This window comes from Bradyrhizobium sp. 4 (assembly GCF_023100905.1).
Taxonomy (GTDB): domain Bacteria; phylum Pseudomonadota; class Alphaproteobacteria; order Rhizobiales; family Xanthobacteraceae; genus Bradyrhizobium.
Window position 1 is genome coordinate 4,816,397 of the sequence record NZ_CP064686.1, and the last position, 19,554, is coordinate 4,835,950.

14 protein-coding genes and 3 pseudogenes are annotated in these 19,554 nt (G+C 62.6%); 4 read left to right on the forward strand and 13 right to left on the reverse strand.

Annotated elements, in window-relative coordinates:
• Positions 1–28 precede the first annotated feature (28 nt).
• From IVB45_RS22830 to IVB45_RS22840, 3 genes and pseudogenes are all read left to right on the forward strand, one after another.
• Positions 29–1,405, forward strand: a complete 1,377-nt coding sequence (locus IVB45_RS22830) for an SAVED domain-containing protein (RefSeq protein ID WP_247361975.1) — start codon at positions 29–31, stop codon at positions 1,403–1,405.
• An 85-nt stretch (positions 1,406–1,490) separates the two neighbouring features.
• Positions 1,491–1,721: pseudogene (locus IVB45_RS22835) on the forward strand (transposase); the annotation flags it as partial.
• Positions 1,722–2,970: 1,249 nt separating this feature from the next.
• Complete coding sequence (locus IVB45_RS22840; protein ID WP_247361978.1) at positions 2,971–3,753, forward strand: hypothetical protein; 783 nt, start codon at positions 2,971–2,973, stop codon at positions 3,751–3,753.
• Positions 3,754–4,297: 544 nt separating this feature from the next.
• Here IVB45_RS22840 and IVB45_RS22845 read toward each other — a convergent pair.
• The 11 genes and pseudogenes from IVB45_RS22845 to IVB45_RS22895 form a co-directional block, all read right to left on the reverse strand.
• Positions 4,298–7,480 (reverse strand): CusA/CzcA family heavy metal efflux RND transporter, encoded by a 3,183-nt coding sequence (locus IVB45_RS22845; RefSeq protein ID WP_247361981.1) that lies wholly within the window; start codon positions 7,478–7,480, stop codon positions 4,298–4,300.
• Positions 7,477–8,886, reverse strand: a complete 1,410-nt coding sequence (locus tag IVB45_RS22850; RefSeq protein ID WP_247361983.1) for an efflux RND transporter periplasmic adaptor subunit — start codon at positions 8,884–8,886, stop codon at positions 7,477–7,479. The genes IVB45_RS22845 and IVB45_RS22850 overlap by 4 nt, the downstream gene beginning before the upstream one ends.
• A complete protein-coding gene (locus tag IVB45_RS22855) occupies positions 8,883–9,290 on the reverse strand; it encodes a FixH family protein (RefSeq protein WP_247361985.1) in 408 nt (135 codons plus the stop codon). Before IVB45_RS22855 ends, IVB45_RS22850 begins: the two co-directional genes overlap by 4 nt.
• Positions 9,291–9,385: 95 nt before the next feature.
• Positions 9,386–9,739 (reverse strand): hypothetical protein, encoded by a 354-nt coding sequence (locus IVB45_RS22860; RefSeq protein ID WP_247361987.1) that lies wholly within the window; start codon positions 9,737–9,739, stop codon positions 9,386–9,388.
• Positions 9,740–9,972: 233 nt separating this feature from the next.
• A pseudogene (locus IVB45_RS22865) lies at positions 9,973–10,416 on the reverse strand (MFS transporter); the annotation flags it as partial.
• Between the two features lie 44 nt (positions 10,417–10,460).
• Positions 10,461–12,335 carry an alpha-amylase family glycosyl hydrolase gene (locus IVB45_RS22870; RefSeq protein WP_247361989.1) on the reverse strand — a complete coding sequence of 625 codons (1,875 nt, stop codon included), beginning with the start codon at positions 12,333–12,335 and terminating at the stop codon, positions 10,461–10,463.
• A complete protein-coding gene (locus IVB45_RS22875) occupies positions 12,332–14,650 on the reverse strand; it encodes a family 16 glycoside hydrolase (RefSeq protein WP_247361990.1) in 2,319 nt (772 codons plus the stop codon). Before IVB45_RS22875 ends, IVB45_RS22870 begins: the two co-directional genes overlap by 4 nt.
• A 333-nt stretch (positions 14,651–14,983) precedes the next feature.
• Positions 14,984–15,351: pseudogene (locus tag IVB45_RS22880) on the reverse strand (heme-binding protein); the annotation flags it as partial.
• A 14-nt stretch (positions 15,352–15,365) separates the two neighbouring features.
• The gene (locus IVB45_RS22885) at positions 15,366–16,025 is read right to left on the reverse strand and encodes a hypothetical protein (RefSeq protein WP_247361992.1); all 660 of its coding nucleotides are present in this window, start codon (positions 16,023–16,025) and stop codon (positions 15,366–15,368) included.
• Between the two features lie 15 nt (positions 16,026–16,040).
• Positions 16,041–16,949, reverse strand: a complete 909-nt coding sequence (locus IVB45_RS22890) for a DUF1259 domain-containing protein (protein ID WP_247361994.1) — start codon at positions 16,947–16,949, stop codon at positions 16,041–16,043.
• Positions 16,950–16,966: 17 nt separating this feature from the next.
• The gene (locus IVB45_RS22895; RefSeq protein ID WP_007593473.1) at positions 16,967–17,200 is read right to left on the reverse strand and encodes a hypothetical protein; all 234 of its coding nucleotides are present in this window, start codon (positions 17,198–17,200) and stop codon (positions 16,967–16,969) included.
• A gap of 411 nt (positions 17,201–17,611) precedes the next feature.
• On the opposite strand from IVB45_RS22895, the gene IVB45_RS22900 reads away from it, so the two are divergent.
• Complete coding sequence (locus tag IVB45_RS22900) at positions 17,612–17,923, forward strand: hypothetical protein (RefSeq protein ID WP_247361996.1); 312 nt, start codon at positions 17,612–17,614, stop codon at positions 17,921–17,923.
• 150 nt (positions 17,924–18,073) lie between these two features.
• On the opposite strand, the gene IVB45_RS22905 is transcribed toward IVB45_RS22900, so the two are convergent.
• Both IVB45_RS22905 and IVB45_RS22910 read right to left on the reverse strand, forming a co-directional pair.
• Entirely contained in the window at positions 18,074–19,132 is a 1,059-nt protein-coding gene (locus tag IVB45_RS22905) for a DMT family transporter (RefSeq protein WP_247361999.1), read from the reverse strand.
• A gap of 24 nt (positions 19,133–19,156) precedes the next feature.
• Entirely contained in the window at positions 19,157–19,528 is a 372-nt protein-coding gene (locus tag IVB45_RS22910) for a hypothetical protein (RefSeq protein ID WP_247362001.1), read from the reverse strand.
• Between the last annotated feature and the right edge of the window lie 26 nt (positions 19,529–19,554).

The window sequence follows — 19,554 nt, forward strand, 5'->3', positions numbered from 1 at the left end:
GCCGCCGGCTCTGACCGATGCGAGAGGAATGGGTGGCATCATCGCCCAGGACGGATTTGACTATCAGCTTTGGGACGGGCTGATCCGCCTGCCAGCATGGCTCGCCGATCCCGCATTCGAGGAGCTGATCTTCGAAGGATTGGAGGATCTTGAAGCGCGCTTCTTCGCGCCTCAGGCGCCGCGCGGACGCCTACTCGAACGCTACCAAGCGAAAGGCGGGACACTCTCGCCCGCAGAGGTGCGCGAAGTCTTAGAGGGCTTCTTAGCGTTCGAGACGGTGTACCCGGAGGCGGCGCGCGTCCACGCACTTGTAACGCCGAGAATGCCGCCGACCGTTTCTTGGCTAGCACGCGACCCCAACCGCGTGCGCAACGCACGCCCGTTCTATGCTCCGTTTGCAGACATAGCCGCCGCAAGCGACAACGAGCTGCGACAGCGGCTCCTGACGAGTTACGGGGGCGAGCTCGGCGCGTTCGTCGCCGCAGCGGTCGAAGTGAGCGAGCGCAACCTCCCTGAGCTTGATGCGGCAGTGGCTCAATTCGACACCAAACTAACGCGGACATTTCCGTCTCTCGACGCAAGCCGACGCCGCGTCGCGGACGCTTTCGCGGCACTGAGCGAGCTGGCCCGCCGCTCAATCGGCGTGCCGCTCTCGGCGAACCTGTTGACGCGAACGATCGAACAAGCTCTTGGCACGAACCTCGGCCTTCCGACCGTCTTTCCCCTGCACATCAGGTCGGACAAGAACGAAGAGGATGCGCATGCCCTTCAAATCGATGCTGCCGCGTTCTCCGGCGGTTCTGGGGAATTTCCGGATCGATCAGGATGGTCCGCACTCACCGCAGCATTAGATACGACCTCGCGCTGGCTCCAATCACGCGGCACATCACGGATACGGCTTTCCGGATCTTACCGATTGACCACTGCGTTCCTTATAGGATGGAAATTTCGGTCTGCGATCGGTTTTGAACTCGACATCCCAATGAGGAGCGGAAACTGGTCCACAGATCAGCACCCCCTTCCGGGCCCCGGACTTCCCTGGAAGATCAAGAGCCCCAGCGCCTTAGTCGCCGGTCGGTTGGTCGTCGGGATCGGCATCCTACGCGATCCCGCGTCCGAAATTGTAAGACAACTGCAATTGGCGGACGAGCAGAACGTTTTGCTCGCTCAGCTACCTCAGGCATTGTCAAACGGTATTGAGGTGCAATCGTCCCTCCAGATCGTCAAGAGCGCAATCACCGAGGCCGTTGGCCGTCTACATCCGCAAGCTATCGACATCTACTACGTAGGGCCGGCGGCATTCGCGGTGGCCCTGGGCCATAGGTGGAACGGCTTTCCCGTGACGCAGCTGAATGAGTTTCTACAAGCTCACCGGAAGTACGTAGCCACGGCTAGCACCGATTGAAGAAGGGTACCAATCCTGAGGGACGGATGAACAAGACGACGTACTTTCATGGCGGCGACAGAGGTCTCCAAGTAGGAGATTACATATTGCTACGGAAGAACAGATCATCGGGATTTTGAAGGAGCACGAAGCCGGGGTTCCGGTCGCCGATCTCTGCCGCAAGCATGGTGTCAGCGACGCCAGCATCTACAAATGGAAGACCAGGTTCGGCGGGATGGACGTCTCGCAGCCCAAGCGACTGCGGTCGCTAGAAGACGAGAACACGAACCTGAAGGGGCTTCTGGCAGACGCCATGCTGGACAATGCGGCGCTGAAACGAGCTCCTGGGAGCCGGTCTCTGTCATGGAGGTCGCGCCCAGAAGACACAACTTCTATGGATAGTCCACCGGGGCAATCCACACTATCATGCAAGTCGGCGCTGCTCGTGAAGCTCTTGAGCAACGGACGGATTGGAAAGAAGAGCGGGCAAGGAGATTAAGTTGGCGCGCTCTCGCACACGTGTATGTTTGCAGGACGGATTGTTTCTCGATTTGCCTTGGCTGGTGCGCAATAAAATGATTCAGCTCGCGCACGCTCCCAGCCATGCCCGTACGATAAACTGGAACCGATCAAAGGGCGGCATCATAGCTTCGGCCTCGCTTATTGCAGAGATTACAAGAGAGACAGAAGGCCGCCTGCAAATAAGGATCGCACATTCGCTGCAAGAAGTTGCGCTTTCCTCGCAGCAGAGAAATTTTGGTGGGCGACAGTGGTATTTTGTCTGTCCACTTACTGGACGGCTCGCATCGGTGATTTGGAGGCCCCCGGGAGCGAGCCTTTTTGCAAGTCGACATGCGTGGCCTTCCAAAGTCGCCTACCAGTCTCAATTCGGAACCTGGATCGATCGTGCTCATTCTGGCAAGGCGAAAATCAGCGCGCGTCTGGCTAGCAAGTCTTCGCCAGAAAGCTGCGCCCCGCCTGCTCGGCCGAAAGGAATGAGGTTGCGAACTTACAATCGGTTGGTAGCGCGCTTCGCCGACTACCAGGCAAAACTGGATAGTGGTTTGGTAAGCTTTGTGTCGAAATGGTCCTCAAGATACGCAACAGATTTCGAATAGATGAACAAGCAGCGTACGTTTCGTTTTGCGCCCTTTTTGATGCCCTCGAACCAGTCATCTCTGACCGGGATCGTCCGGGGGCTGCCGCAGCGGCCGACCTAGGAACCTTATCCAAAGGGAGGTGGGCCGCAGTGAGCAGGCCCGTTTGCTTAGAGTGGTGTTCGCCGAACGGCGAAGGATCGTTTAGCGGCGCCTGGTAGTCCCTGAAGAGCGCAGGGCCTAGTTGGCATTCTTAGGCCACGCAGGCAGGTTCTGGCTCTTAAGGTGAGCTTAGAACACCCAGTTATGAGAGGTGGCTCCACGTGCCCTCCTACCTCGCGTTTGGACCAGTACCCGATCCGAACCGGTCGCCATGGGAGAACGTTCGAAGCTGAGAGCACAAGGAGGACTCAGATGAGCCCCCACTCCCAATTGCCCCCCAGGTAGCGGATAGTGCAAATTGCTGCTCGGGAGAATTGGGGAAGCAGCATGACGGTCATAAAGAGTAAGGTGGAGCGCGGCTTCTGGAGGAACGCGGCGCTTTCGGCGATTCCCGACCTCCTCCTCGCCTGGGCCATGATGAAGTACATGGACGGCGGTGCCGAGACATTCTTCTTCACGCTCCTCGCCCTACAAGCCGCATACCTCGCGCTATGGGCTAAGCGCAGCATCTGGAGCTGGACGCTGTTCGTGCTCACCAACCGCGCATTCATGAGCAACCATGTCGAGGAAGTGCTTGCCAGCCAGCGCTTTCCCAAGCCGCCCGATTTCCTTTCAGGCCCGGACGCCTACTATCAGGAGATCGTGGACGGCAAAGATGAAAACTGCGAGATGAGGATAAAGTCATCCTTCGAGCTGGGCACGCTTGCCGGAATATCAGTCGCCGGCCAGCATCAGCTTGCGATGCAGATTCGCATGGCGACAGAGGATGCGCTGCAACGATACTCCAAGCGTGCCGCCGCGACACCTAAGCCGCTCATTCATCGACCTCAGGGAGCTTCGCTGTCGCTTTCAAGGGATGAGCTGGCAACGATCGCATGGCTAGCGGATTACGGCTTCCGCGTAGTGACGGCGTCAGACGAGACGTATCGCCGAAGCATCGAGCAGGTTTCCCATCAACAAGCCGCTGCGTACGCCTCGGCCATTGATAGGTTCGAGCGCGAGTGCGTGCCCGACCTACTGGCGGAGGACGAGGACGACAAGGAGCTCCGTTTCGAGAGCCAACAGAACAGATATCACACCATTTGGTCCAACTACCCAAACAAGGAGTAGGAAAGTCGCGCAATCGAACGAGGCCTAAAGGGCGACTTTCTGCAACAATCCCCCTTGCGCCCGTTAGACCACGGGAGCCTACACGCTAGCATCGTGGGGCCCCTCAGTACTGCCGGCTGGGCGCGGTTGAGCAGCTGTTGCTGTCCGAAAGAGAGAGCAACCTGCGTCTTCAAACTAAACTCCGGTTCCGCAAACCGGTGCCGCATCTTGCTAACCCATTCCAGGTAAATCGACTTGCCGTTGAACTGCTTCGAGTGGACCCACATCTGGACCTAACAATGCCGGAAGCCCTCCAGTTTGCTGCGAGTCTATCGGCGACACTTGCCGGAACCCGCCGAGGGCTGCGATTCTTCGGGGACGCATCGCCCCTTCGGGAAGACCGGTCACTTCTGTTGTGAAGGTGGCTAACCATTGGCGTTGGCACGACCCGAGAGACGGCCGGCTGTTAGCTAGTAATTCCTGGCTCTGCATGATCCTGCTCCTCTCGGCACTCGATCGCTGGGGTGCAGCTTCTCCGGCATCATGTCTTGCATCATGGTTCAGCTCATTCGGCTGGCTCCGGAATTGGTTCGAGACGGTTGATGGGCTTGCTTGCCGGCGGAGGTCGGCGGTCGTCACGCCGCAATCCGAAGCCCTTCACCAGGCCGAAGATCGCCGGGATCACGATCAGCGTCAGCAGCGTGGATGAGATCATCCCGCCGATCATCGGCACGGCGATGCGCTGCATGATCTCGGAACCTGTCCCGGTGCTCCACATGATCGGCAGCAGGCCCGCCATGATCGCGACGACTGTCATCATCTTGGGCCGTACGCGCTCCACCGCGCCCTCCATGATGGCGTCATAGAGGTCGCCGCGGGTCAGGGCGCGCCCCTCGGCGGCACGCCTGGCCGCGGTCTGCGCCAGCGCCTGATTGAGATAGATCAGCATGACGACGCCGGTCTCGGCCGCGACGCCGGCGAGGGCGATGAAGCCGACCGCGACGGCCACCGAGAGGTTGAATCCCAGCCACCACATCAGCCAAAGGCCGCCGACCAGCGCGAACGGCAGCGACAGCATCACGATCATCGTCTCGGTGATCGAGCGGAAGTTCAGGTACAGCAGCAGGAAGATGATCAGCAGCGTCACGGGCACGACGATCTTCAGCCGCGCGGTGGCCCGCTCCATGTATTCGTACTGGCCGCTCCACATCACGTAGTACCCGGGTGGGAACTGGATGCTGGCCTGCACGGCGGCTTTGGCGTCGGCGACGTAGCCGCCGAGATCGCGGTCGCGGATGTCGACGTAGATGTAGGTCGCGAGCTGCCCGTTCTCGGTCCGGATCGAGGTCGGACCCCGCGCCGGCGCGACCTTGGCGACTTCGCCGAGCGGCACCGCGCCGCCGGCGGGCATCGGCACCAGCACGTCGTTGGCGATGGCCTGCGGGTTGTCGCGCAGATCGCGCGGGTAGCGCATGTTGACCGTGAAGCGCTGCCGGCCTTCGACAGTCGTGGTCACGGTTTGGCCGCCGAGCGCGGTCGCGATCGTGTCCTGAACGTCCTGGACCATGATGCCGTAGCGCGCCAGCGCGCTGCGGTCCGGCGTGACCTCCAGATAGTAGCCGCCGATGCCGCGCTCAGCGTACGCCGAGGAGGTGCCCGGCACGGCTTTGAGGACCTGCTCGATCTGCTTGGCGAGTTTATCGATCTCGACCAGGTCGGTCCCGATGACCTTGACCCCGATCGGCGTGCGGATCCCTGTGGACAACATGTCGATGCGCGCCTTGATCGGCATGGTCCAGGCGTTCGAGACGCCGGGAAACTGCAGCGCCTTGTCCATCTCTGCGATCAGGGCGTCGATGGTCATGCCGGCTCGCCACTCGTCCTTCGGCTTGAGGTTGACGATCGTCTCGAACATCTCGGAAGGAGCCGGGTCGGTGGCGGTCGCCGCGCGCCCTGCCTTGCCGTAGACCGAGGCGACTTCCGGAAACGACCGGATGATCCGGTCCTGGGTCTGCATCAGTTCGGCGGCCTTCGTCACCGAGATGCCCGGGAGCGTGGTCGGCATGTAGAGCAGCGTGCCTTCGTTGAGGTTCGGCATGAACTCGGTGCCGAGCTGGCGCGCCGGCCAGATGCTGACGGCCAGCACGGCGAGCGCGAGCACGACCACCAGCGTCTTGGCGCGCATGACGCCGTTAATCACGGGGCGATAGATCCAGATCAGGAACCGGTTGATCGGATTTCGGTGCTCCGGAACGATCCGCCCGCGCACGAAGATCACCATTAGCGCCGGCACCAAGGTGACCGACAGCAGCGCGGCGGCCGCCATCGAAAAGGTCTTCGTGAACGCCAGCGGGCTGAACAGCCGCCCCTCCTGCGATTCCAGCGTGAAGATCGGCATGAACGAGACCGTGATGATCAGCAGGCTGAAGAACAGCGCCGGTCCGACCTCGGCCGCGGCCGCGATCAGGACGTCGATCCTGGACTTTCCCGGCTCTGCCCGTTCGAGGTGCTTATGGGCGTTCTCGATCATGACGATGGCCGCATCCACCATGGCGCCGATCGCGATCGCGATCCCGCCGAGGCTCATGATGTTGGAGCCGAGCCCGAGCAGCTTCATGGCGCCGAACGCCATCAAGACGCCGATGGGCAGCATCAGGATCGCGACAAGGGCGCTACGGACGTGCAGCAGGAACACGATGCAGACCAGTGCGACCACGATGCTTTCCTCGAACAGCGTGTGCTTGAGCGTGTCGATGGCCGCGTAGATCAGGTTGGAGCGATCGTAGACCGGCACGATCTCGACCGACTTCGGAAGGCTGGAGGCGATCTCCCGGAAGCGCTTCTTGACGTTCTCAATCACCTCCAGCGCATTGACGCCGAAGCGCTGTAGCACGATGCCGCTGGCGACCTCGCCCTCGCCGTTCAGCTCCGTGATGCCGCGCCGCTCGTCGGGGCCCAGTTCGACACGCGCGACGTCGCGCAGCAGCACCGGCGTGCCGCCGGAGGTCTTCAGGACGATGTCGCCGAGGTCGTTGATCGACTTGATGTAGCCCTTGCCGCGGATGACGTACTCGAATTCCGACAGTTCGACGGTCCGCCCGCCGACGTCGGCGTTGCTGGCGCGGATGGCATCGCGCATCTTCTGCATGGTGATGCCGCGGTCGCGCATGCGTTGCGGATCGAGGATCACGTTGTACTGCTTGACGAAGCCGCCGACGCTCGCGACCTCGGCGACCCCCTCGGCCTTGGCCAGCGCGAACTTCAGATTCCAGTCTTGGATGGTCCGGGTGTCGGCGAGGTTCAGTTCCTTCGACATCACGGCGTACTGGTACACCCAGCCGACTCCGGTGGCGTCGGGACCGATCGTGGGAGTGACGCCGGCAGGCAGGCGCGAGGTCGCGCCATTAAGAAATTCCAACACCCGCGAGCGCGCCCAGTAGATGTCGGTGCCATCCTCGAAGATGACGTAGACGAACGAGACGCCGAAGAACGAGAAACCACGGACGACCTTCGATTTGGGCACGGTCAGCATCGCCGTGGTCAGTGGATAGGTGACTTGGTCCTCGATCACCTGCGGTGCTTGGCCGGGGTACTCGGTGTAGACGATGACCTGGGTGTCCGAGAGGTCCGGGATGGCATCGAGCGGCAGATGCAGAAGAGCGTAGAGCCCCGCCGCCGCGGCGAAGCCGGTCCCGAACAGGACCAGCAGCAGGTTGCGGGCGGACCAGGCGATGAGGCGCGCGATCATTGCTGCGCCCCCTCGGCAAAGCCTTTCAGCGCGGCCTTCAGGTTGCTTTCGGCATCGATCAGGAAGTTCGCCGAGACCACGACGGCGTCGCCCTCCGCGAGGCCCTGCCGGACCTCCACGAACCCGCCGCCCCGGTGGCCGAGCTTGACATCGCGCGGCTCCAGCCGACCCTGCCCCTTGTCGACGAAAACGGCCTGCCGGCTGCCGGTGTCCATCACCGCGCTCTCCGGCACCGCGAGGACGGCCTCGCCACTGCCGGTGTCGATGTCGGCGTCGACGTACATGTCGTGCAGCAAGATCAGGTCCGGATTCTGCAGTTCGATCCGGGCGCGCGCGGTCCGGGTCTCCTTGTTGATCTCCGGGTAGATCACCTGGACCTTCCCCGTGAACTCCCGTCCGGGGAAGCTCCGCGCCCTCACCGTGACCGGCTGGCCCTTGGCAATCATGCCGAGATCTCGTTCGGCGACGTCGATCAGGGCCCAGACCATCGAGTGGTCGGCGATCCGGAACAGGACCCCGCCGGGCTCGACGCGCATGCCCTCGATGGCGTTTCGCTCCAGCACGATGCCGTCCCGCGGAGAGGTCCATCCGATCGAGGTCGGCACTGTCCGGCTCTTCTCGATCGCCGAGATCGCAGCGTCGGGCACATCCAGGTTTATCAGGCGCTGGCGCGATCCACGGCCATACTGAACGTCGCCGCTGGTCGTCTTCGATGTGATGGTGGTGAGGTACTCGGCTGCAGCAGAGGAGACGGACGGGCTGTAGACCTCCATCAGCGGCTGCCCCTTGACGACGTGAGATCCGGTCGTCACGTCGGCCACCTTCAGGATGAAGCTTTCCGCCCGCAGGGCGACGACGGAGATCCGCCGCTCGTCCAGCGCAATCGTGCCCGGCGCCGTGACGGCGGTCCGGACCACGCGCATCGCTGCGGGCTCCGACTTGACGCCGGTCCGCTGGATCTTCCCGGGTGAAAGTTTGATCGACCCGTCGTCGCTGTCATCGCCCTCATAGACCGGGATGTAGTCCATCCCCATGGAATCCTTCTTCGGCGTCGGCGAGGTGTCCGGCAGGCCCATGGGATTGCGGTAGTATTTGATCCTGCGCTCTCCGGACGCGCCGGCCGTCGCCGGCGGGGAGCTTCGCGCCTGCTCGTCGTCGAAGCTGACCTCGGCGCCGGCGGGCACGGGCCGGTAGTCCCGGCCGTCCGGGGTCTTTCTCGGCACCAGCGAGTACGACGGCTTGCCGTCCGGATCCTGATAGTAGATCGCGGCGCCGCTCTCATCCGCGGCAGCGGGGCCGATCACAGCGACGGTTCGCGCCGCCGGCCGCTGCGGGCCGGCGACGACGAAGGTGATGCCCGCCGCGGTCAACGCGGCGGCGAGGCTTGCTGCGAGGGAGCGGGTCACTTCTGCGCCGTGATGACGAGCTTGTTCTCGACGGTGCCGGTCTCGCCCTGGACCTTGGCACCGAGGGATAGCTGCCACCGTCCAGCCATGCCAAAGCTTGCCTTGAAGCGGTAGGTGCCCGGCTCGGTGCCCGGCATGGCCGTGACCTTGGTCGCCATCTCCTGCATGCCGTCCGGAGCCATGTCCAAACGGCTGGCGAAGATGACGGCGTCGGGCACCGGCTTGCCGGTCTTAGTGTTCACGAGCCTGACGGTGACGATCTTGTCGGGCCCGGCCTGGACCGACTGGTCGACGAGCTCGAACTTGTAGTCCTTGATGTCGGCCAGCGCGGCCGTGCTTGTGCCGGCGACAGCGACGGCGATCAGCGCGGCCTGGACGGCGCGCACGAAAGTAGACGTCTTCATTTTCTGGTCCTCGAAATGTCCTGGATTCACCACCGAGGCGGCGTGCGTCATCCGCGCGCGAGAGGCGCACGGACGCAATCGGCGTCAAGCGCCGGTCAGGCCAGGATTCGAGGGGGTTGGTCGGGAGGTGGGCGGATCAAATCATCGCCGACCAGGTCGTCCGCGACGAAGTGCGCGGTCCGAATCGCGTGCCGCAGCGGGAGGGCGACGGCCTCGGCGGGCCCCGCCTGAGCCGTCTTCAGGACGCACATCGCAACCAGCGGGCAGTCCTGGCAGTCATTGCTCTTCTGGTCGTCGGGGCAACAGGGCATGTCGGCCGACATCGACATGTCGGTCATGCCGTCCGGACGGGCTTGCGCCGCGGCCGCCGGCGCCGCCAAGGGCGCCAACGTCAAGCTGGCGGTCACGAAGACCGCGAATGCTACTCTGAGCAGTCGCCGCAGGTTCATGACCCGAGCATCCCATGGGCGGCGGTGCTTTGGAAGCCGGCAGCCTTCACATGTTCGCCAACCCGCATCCGCAGCGACGTACCTGAGCCGGTCATTTTGGCCCCGCCAGCGAGCATTCGAAGCTCCGGACGGCCCAGATATCTCATTTTGGCTCCCAGGTGCTCCTGGCCCGCCCAGTTCGGGGCAGCCGCGCGCGCCTGCACTCGAGCGACCGTGAGGCCTACATCTCATGCTCACCGGTGCAGGCCAGGCGCTCGGTCATCGAGCCGGCATACTCTCGCTTGGCCTGCACGGGCCCACATCAGCGCCAGCGGGCCCAGCGAAATGCCAGCGGCAAGGACGACGAACACCAGCAGCCATCCTGCCGGGCTTTGGGGCCCTCCGGCAGAATCGAGCGCGACCCCCGTCCCCCATGCGCCGGCGGCCGACAGTCCGAAACCGACCGTGGAGTGAAGCGCGAGCGTCGCGCCCCGGTGCTCACGTGGAGCGGCCGCCGACATCCCAGATGTCAGCGCACCGGAATCGGCGGGAACGGTCAGACCATAGACGAGTAGTAGGACGGCGAGCGCCCATGAAGGTGCGCTGACGTTCAAGCCGATAGTCACCGCGACCGCGGCGGAGGCGATCATCGCGAACGTGATGGCCCGATGGCGGCTGAACTCGACTGCGGCTTTCGAACGGCTTTCCGATCAGTACCGCCGCGACCGCATTGATCGCAATCCTACGTCAGCGTCCAGATCCGTCCATAATGCGATGGGATACTTAGATCTACTTGCTTAAGCGAAAGCACGTTCCTCAGGTCGAGAGCGCCGCCATGCAGCTCTTCGACATAGTCTCCAGCCATCGGAAACCAGAACGGGACGGTCCGGTCAGTGTCTCCAAAATTCACGGCGATCAAGGTGTAGTGACCGCCGTCGTAGCGGGCGAACAGAAGCACTCCGAACTGCTGATACCGGTCCCAGTCATTGAAGAAGAAGTACGTGCCCTGACGAATGTGATCGCGCTGCCGCCGGATCCGCAGCAGCTTGCGGACCAGGCTCACAATCGGCCGGCCGGAATCATCGTAGAAGAAATCCCAGCGCAATGGCCGCAGGAGCGAGACGCGGCCCTTTCCAAAATCGGGCAGAAAATAGTTTTCGGCGAATTCCTCGCCTTGCCAGAGCATCGGAATCCCCTTGCTCATCAGCAGGCCGATTAAATAGGGCTGCAGCATGTACCAGCGCGCCCGGTCGCCCTCGGCGAACAGAGGATTGCCAGCTTCGTCGGGATTGGAGGTGCCGAAATTGCACAGAAAGCGCTCGTGATCGTGATTCTCGATGTACTGGAGCGCGGCCTTGGGGATGTCGTCGCCGTTGACGGTCTCCCGGTCGGGGTAGCCGAAGAGACCAAGCTGCAGGCCGAGGTCGGCGAGCCGGCCGCGATCCCCCTGGGCTACCGCGCGTGCCGCGCCATAGGTGCCGTTCTGCCACGTGCAGTTGGAATAGGTCGAGCGCAGCACGTCTTCCGGAGCTTCGAGCTGTTCGGCCATCTGCACGAGGGTCAGCGGCCTGCCGGCCGCTCCGTCGAAGCGGCTCCAGTACGGGCGACCTGCCGCGATGTTCGCCTTGGTCAGCTGGTGCGTCTCATAGACCAGGCTCGCATAGCCCACGCCCATCGGCCCGTCCCAGTAGTTCGGGACGCAATCGTAACGGAAGCCGTCGACGTGATAGACCTCCAACCAATGGTGATTTGCCGTGTAAAAGAAGTCCCGCGTGATCGCCCGATTGAAATCCGTGCTCTTGCCGAAGTTGCTGAAGTAGTCCTTGGCAAACGGCCCCATGAATGGATTATCGCGGTACCGCAACCGCGTGTACGCGTCATAGTACGGGAAATCCACGCCGGTATGGCCATAGACGACGTCCACGATCACCGCGATCCCGTGCTGGTGGCAGATGTCGACCAGCTGCTGGAAATCCGACCGTTTGCCGAAGCGCTCGTCGACGCCGAAATAGCCGATCGGCAGATAGCCCCAGTCGACCGAGCTGCCGACGTTGGACAGCGGCATGATCTCGATGGCGTTGATCCCAAGGTCGGCGAGGTAGGCCACGAGCCCGCGGGCGCGGTCAAGATCGTTGCCGAACTCGGCGATGTTCACCTCATAGAGGATCAAGTCTGCCAGCGCCGGCGTTCGCCATTGCGCCTCGCCGGCGCTCCAGAGGTAGGGCTGATAGCCCAGGGTAAAGGCGGATTGCTTGCCGACGCCGAACTCGCGCGCGAAGGGATCGATGATCCAGTCGAGCGTTCCGACGTTCGGGTTGGTGATGGTGTAGCGATAGACATAGCGACCCGGACTGCCCCAGGCCGAGCCCGGCACCGCGGGCGGCGTCCCGGCGACGGGGACCGTGACCGACCAGAAGTCGCCATATGGAGCACGAACGCTGTGCGCCAGCCCAAACTCCCGGGCCGGCATCTCCTGCAGGAACTGGTCCGCCTCATGGATGATCTTCACGGTGACGACGTTGCCGTCGGCCGCCGACACCCAGGGCATCCAGAGTCCGAACGTCACCGCGCCGTTGCTTTCCACGGCGCCCAACGATCCGAGTGGCATCAGGTTCATGCCACGAGACCCTCCAACGACTTCCACTGAATGTTGCGAAAGAGCACGCGACCCGTATGAGTTTGCAGGCCGATGAAGCGCGGGTCCTGAGCGGTGGACGGCAGCCCGCGGCGCGGGGACTGCGGATCGCCCGCGAAATGGAAAATGTTCACCGTCTGCTCGTTCAGCGCGACGGTGATGTCCGCACCATCGACGGTGATCTCATAGCTGTTCCATTCTCCCACCGGATGGACCGTCAGCGGACCGTCGGTCGGCCCCTTGAAGGAGTAGACCGCACCCGTCCTGTGGATGGGCGCATTGTCCGGCCGGGCCAGTTCGTCGATCTGAATCTCGAAGCCGAAGTTGACGCCGACATAGGCCGTGTTGTCGTAGCCCTCGTTCCGGGGGTCCGGGAAGCCGATGAAGACGCCCGAATTGTCGTCCGGCGCCGTCATCATCCATTGCAGCCGCAAAACGTAGCGAGATGGCGTCGGGCGCTTCAGCCAGAGCAGCCCCAGATCGGTCCCCGTTCGTGCCTCCAGAACGCCGCGCCGTACCCGGAACGAGCCAGGGTCGTCCCGACCCGGCTGGTTGCTGATCGTCGACATTGTCCAGTCCCCCAGAGAGGTGCCATCGAACAGCGTCTCGAAACCCGCCTCGGCCACGAAGGCTGGAGGCGTCATGATCATGTCGCCGGTGCGGCGCGATAGCGCTATCCCGGTCAGCATCGGGTTGGGCGAACCGATGCTCGGGAATAGCGCCGGGCCGGCCGCATACAGGTTTTCGGTGTGATGGAAGCGTCCGTCGCCGTCCGTGACGCTCGCGGTCGGATCGGTGCCCATCCAGAGCGTCCCGGCTTCATGATGCGTCGTCCCGAGCCCGTCCTGGTTGCTCTGGAGCACCTGCATGGGCTGACCGTTGGCGAAGGCGGTGGCGACCTTCTGCATCGCCGCATCCATGGCGGCCCAGAGATCCTGATCGCGCTGCGTCGGTGTCAGCGCAACCGATGCGCGACGAACGCCGTATTCGTCGGCCCGCGAGCTCAGATCAACGCGGCTTGGATGAGCGGCGGAATTGGCCGGATCGGCGGGCTCCATTTCTCCGAGCCCTCTGATTGCAATTGCGACATGCGTGTCGGTCGAGGTCTTCAGCTGATCGAAAAAGTCGACATCGGGCACCTTGCGGTAGAGCTCGTCCTCGGCGCCGATGGTGTTGCCGCCGCCGCTTGCGGAGATCTGAAGGTGGAAGTGGCCGATCAGATCACCATTCGAGCGCGTGGCTCGTCCCTTCAAAAATAGGGCCGCGGTCTGCAGCTCGTTCACCGCCGGCGAAAGCCCGGAAATCGCCGACCGTGGTACGCGGATGACAAGGTTCGAGCGAAGGTGCGCAATCAGATTCTTGCCGATGAGCGACAGGGTCGGAAGTCCGGTGGCATCGAACGATGCGAGAGCCAGCCGCGCGTTCTCGATCGTGCCGAGCGCGATGACGACGGCACCACCGGGTGCCAGATCTATCGGACCTCGAGTGGTGTCGATGCCCGAGATGCGCCAGGTCCCTGCCGAGGTAGGAACGCTGCGCAGCGTCAACACATGCGTGTCCGGCAGTACCATGAATTCTTTGACGGAATCACTGCCGTTGGAGTCGCTCGCCGCGGTCCGGGCCGCCTTCATCAGCAGCGGAACGACGCTGAACTTGTTCAGCGGGAAGAATCCCGCGTGTGGTGGGCGCGCCTGCACAGCGAGCGGCGCTTCCAGCTTCAGCAGGTTTAGGAGGTCGTTTTGCGAAAGTCCGCCGCTTGTCGTCAGACCCAGCAACTGTGCGGGGTCGGCGCCGGGCTTCAGCAGCGGAGATGGCGGGAGCGCGTCGAGCGCGAACGCTCCGGGCACGCTCGACAAACTGTCGAAGAGCCGGCGACGCAGCGCATTCTGCAATTCGCCGAAAATGAAGTCGTTCGCCTCGTCGACACCGATCTGGCGAGAACTCTCATCGAAATAGCGGCTGTTCAGATCGGCTACGGTGTTTGCGGGCCAACCCAACATCTCCTCGTCCAGCAGACGAGGCGACCAACCGCCCCAATAGAGCGATCTGCCCCCGAGCGTGTACGCTAGTCCTTTGAAGGGAATAGTCGACTTCCATGGAATTCCCCAGACCTCGTTGCGTGGGGGCTCCGGCTGCGGCAGGCTTTCGTTCAAAAGGAACGGATTAGCCGGATCGGCAAACCCTTGGATCCCCGTGTTCTGAACGTGCTCAGGGACCGTGAACATGCCGGCATCGACGACCAGCGTCCTCAATCCGCCACCCGTCTGTTTCTGCCGGAACCACAAATGCTCAGCCATCGCAGAACCGAACGTCCCGCCTCCCACGATGATGAAATCGAACGGACGCCCGCCTGCGGATTTCCAGGAATCGACCTCCGCGAGATTGTTGCAGAGATAGCGGCCTTGGATGTCTTTGGTGAACGAGGTCGTTTCCGCTGTGATTGGCATTGCCCGTCTCCTGGTGCAATCCTCGGACTCGCCAGCGTGTTAAGACACTGTCTCCTTCAACCCCAAATGAGCTAGTTCACACATTGCCCTTCTTTCAGTGCCGGACCGAGAAGGAGCGCTGCGGCGGCGGGTCTCAGACCATCAAGTTCCAATCCTCGCTCAAGGTTCGGAAACTCGTTTGGGTCAGAAATCCAGCCTGCCCCGGGTCGCTACGGGCGCACAAGCCTCGTTAGCCTTGCCACCCGGAATTCCGGAGACGCCTGCCGCTACAGCCCGCGAACCGGTGGCTTCGACCACCAGTCCTCCGCCTGTGTGACCACTCCAGGAAGGTCGCGAATGCCCGACATCATCATGCCGGGTTGACTGATCGGATTGAGCTCTGTCGTGTTCTTCCTAAACGACGCCGCCGTCCACGCTACCTGTGGCCGTTGGCGGCGTGTGAGGACCTGCAAAGCGATTACGCAGCATAACTTGCTTCACGCCGAAGCGATCGACCGCAGCGACTGCGACTTGAATCCCCGGGAGCGGCAGCTGTTCAACCCAGCGCGCGCCGTCGGACAAAGACCTATTTCACGCCATGATATGTCAGATCATCGAACAGGGTGACGCTATCTGCCTTGGTCCACAGGCCGATCATGCCGGCGTCCGGAATGGTGGCGTCTTCCACCTCGAACAATTGCTTGCCGTCATAGCTCACCTTGAACCGGCGTCCTGCGAAGTCGCAGCGCAGCACGTGCCATTGTCCGGACGACACCGGCGCGCTGACGCCATAGCCGCCTTTGCGACCCGCGATCTCAAGTGATGTTCGAACGCCGTTGATCGTCTTGTACAGCACGACGTTGTCCTCCAGCGCGTTGGCCCGGACCACATAGTAATTGTCGGCATCCTTCGCGCGCCAGATGACTCCCGCGGCGCGATCCTCTGAGCCTGCGACGGCTTTGAATTTCACCTCGACGAAGCCGTCGCGGATGGCGGTGTCACGCTTGATGGCGAGGGGAAAAGTCGCCCGTCCGGATTGCTTGAGAACGTTCGGCTGGCTTGGCGCCGTGGTCTCGGCCTCGACGGTCCATTTCGGCTGTCCCTTGCCGGTCATCGTCAAAATCCACCCCTCGGGCGACGTTCCGGCAGCAGCGTTGTCGAAATTCAGGGCCTCTGCCACGGCGTTCCCTCCCACTAACAAAGCCAGCATGGATGCCAGCGCAAGCTTGCCCACGAGCTTGTCCATGAGCTTGTCCATGCATCAGCCCTTCGTGCTCGCCGTCTTGTCGAGCGCCGCACGAAGGCCCTCGGCGAGCTTGACGGCATCGTCGTTGGCCCAGAAATGCATGAAGAAGAGCCGCGGCTGTTCATCCAGCATGTGGCTGTGCAGCGCGGTTACCTCGATGCCGTGCGTTCGCAGCGCGGCGATGACCGGGTTTACCTCGTCGCTGGTCAGCACGAAGTCGCCGGTGATGGCCGCCTTACCCGCGCCCGTCGGCTGGAAATTGATGGCGATCGCGACGCCCATCGCGGCAACCGGGGTCAGCAACATGCCGTCTTCCGTGATGGGGGCGCGGCGCTTCACGTTGAAGTGGTAGACGCCACCATTCGCCTGCCCCTTGACGCCGATGATCTGATCGAGCTTCGCGGTATCGAGGTCAATGGCGGGCGGCGGGTTCGCCGGGGCCGCGACCGTCAGCGGGGTCTTGCTTTCGGCCAGAGCATCATGGATCGCCGCGGCCAACTTGAGCGGATCGCCATGGCCGGCGACATGCATGTAGAACGTGGCCGGGCTCGCACGCAGCAGATGATTGTGCACGGCGGTGATCTCCAGCCCGCTCGCGATCATCTTCGCCATGACGGGGTTGATCTCGGTCTCGAGCAGCACGAGGTCGCCCATGACCATGGCACCGCCATGCGCCGGCTTGAACGCAATCCAGCCGCCCAGCGCCAGCGCCGGCTTGATCGTGACTCCGTCCAGAGTCACAGAGAGATCGGTGCGGGGAAAGCCGTAACGGCGGACGTCGTCCGAGACGGCGGGCTTGCGGCCCAAGGTCTCGTCAACCTTCTGCCAGTTAGCATTTTGGGCATATGCCGGGATGAAGGGTCCAAAGCGAAATGCAAGAAGGCAGACGCTAATGGTCGCCGCGGCCCAGATGGTTTTTTTCATCGTGCTACTCCTCAGGCTTAGTTTCGCTCTTTGACCTGGCCGCTGCTGTCGACGACCAGCGTCACCGCCTTCCCGTTTTTCACCGCCTTGGCGGTGATGCCTTCGGCCGTCGACTTGATATCGCTGACTTGCGCGTAGCCGGCCGCCTGGATCCTGGCGACGAGTTCCTCCTGCGTCAGAGCGTGCACGCTCGACAGCCCGCCCGCGACCGCAAGCAACAGAACCGTGCGGAAGATTGTTCGGGTTCGCATGATCATTCTCCTGGTTTTGTCCTGCCCCAGGTGAAGCCGTTTCGCGACCTTCCCTACGCGATGCCCACAAGGCGCAAGAGGCCATGGGCACCATGCGCACAGCGATGCGACCGGCGCGGACGCCGCGCCGAAAAGGCGAGCCAGTCTGACGGATGAAATCGGGCAGATATGATGACATGCTGCGCCCTTGGTGATCAGGACGCGATGCTTGGGCATGTCGCCTCACGGGGAGATCGCAGGTCCCCGAGCCCTAGGTAAAAACCCGAGGGCGGCAGCTGTCAACGGGCGTAGGCTTCGGATGGCCCACCAAAGTCGCCGGCGAGCGTCACGAAGAATTCACTGCTCCGCGGAACCGCGCTATGGCAAGCGATCGCTTTGCCGGCTTCGGCTATCACAAGGTCAAAGCCCTGGTTGATTCGCCGGCCCGCACGCGCCGAGGCCGGACCACGGCTCTATTCGTCCAACGCAGACCCGCGCTTCCAGCGGCTGCGTCGGCTGATGGAGGAAGAGTGGACGCCCCAGCTGGCGTCGTTGCTGGATATTCCGCGACATGAGCTGCCAATGATCTGGGATGCCGACTTCATGCTTGGCCCGGTCCGTCCCGACGGTACCGACAGCTATGTACTCGGCGAGATCAATGTCAGCTCGGTGCATCCTTATCCGGACGAGGCGCCGGCGGAGATCGCCAGGCGGGTTGCCGATCAGCTGCAGCGCAAGCTCTGACACATGCTGACGATCCGCATGTCGGCCGTCTCCACTGACCTCTGAGCACAGTGATTGCTCTGATCGTGACGTGCTTGGCGAACGTCGCCGCCCGCAGTCCGAACCAAACCCAAGCGCCCACATTGACGCCATACGGTTCAACCACGACGCTCAATGCGAATGACGATGGTGCAGATCCGGATAATGCGGGTGCTTGTGTCGCAACGGCTTGTGCTCGTGCCAGTGCGAGTGGGGTTCATCGACAGCTCCCGCGTGATCATGCTGGTGATGCTCGTCGTGAACATGCTTGTGTTCGTGCGCCATGGCTTCATGAACGTGCGGATGTTCGTGCCGTTCGGTGAGATGGAGCCAAAGGCCAAATCCCATCAGCAGCGCGGCGAGAACAAGCTTCGGCGTCAAGGGGTCGCCGAGACTTACGGCGATCAACGCGCCGATGAAAGGAGCGAGCGAGAAGTAAGCGCCGCTACGGGCAGTGCCGAGATGACGAAGAGCGAGTACAAACAGGACAAGGCTCACCCCGATCGCAAAGAAACCCAAAATTGCCGCGAGTATCGCAACGCCCGTGGGCGGTAAGCTGTTGCCGAGCCAAAAACCGCCGGCGATATTCGACGCACCGGCAAACAGGCCTTTGATCATTGCGATGACGACAGGATCGGCAGACGACAGTTTCCGCGTGAGATTGTTGTCGATGCCCCAACACAAGGAAGCCCCCGCAATCAGCGCCGCGCCCGCATCCAATGAAGGGCCCTGGCCTTCCCAGGACAGGGCTATTGCGCCAAGGACGATCGCCAAGGCCCCCAACAACAATCGCCGATCGACGTTTTCGCGAAATACCAGCCACGCAATTCCCATTGTTGCGAGACTTTCGAGATTCAGCATCAACGACCCGGACGACGCCGACGTCCGGCCAAGTCCGAGCATCAGCAATGCGGGACCCAGAATTCCCCCGAAGATAACGATGGCTATCAGCCAGGGCACGTCGTGGCGTCTTGGCGGAGCCTCCGGAACCGATAGACCGATCGCGCTTCGTGCGGCGTGGACCGCGGCAAGGCCAAGACCGGCACCGAGATAAAGCAGGCCCGCCAGCATCTGGGGATCGATGCTGGCGAGCAGTAGTTTTGAAAGCGGCGTTGCAGCACCGAACAGGAGAGCCGAACCAAGCGCCAACGGGACGCCAGGCAGTTGAACGGATGATCGATCTCGCCGCATGTGCTTCGCCCTTCGCAACCGCGTTTATTCCGCAGTGTATCTCGCCGTCAGGGAATGACCGTGCAAGCTCGCGGAAAACACCACGATAGCCTTGGGCGACAGCTCCGTCTGAAGCTTTCCCGACATCAAGTTGGGGGCGGCCGGACTGAGCGGCACGGTGACGGTCTTGCCGCCGTCCTGAATGGTTGCCCGTCCCCGCATGTCCTTCGTCGGGAGCGGAGAGCCATCGTCGTCCCCCACATAAAACACGATATCCGTGCCCTTGCGGACAAACTCGATCGGGTGTCCCTGCGATTTTACGACGGGGCCGCCGTTGCTACCTTTCGTCTGTGCCGCGGCAAGGTCGGGCATAGCGCCGATCACGGCCATCATGGCCAGGAAAATGTACTTTCTCATTGGTAGCTCCTCGGTGTTTGTGCGGA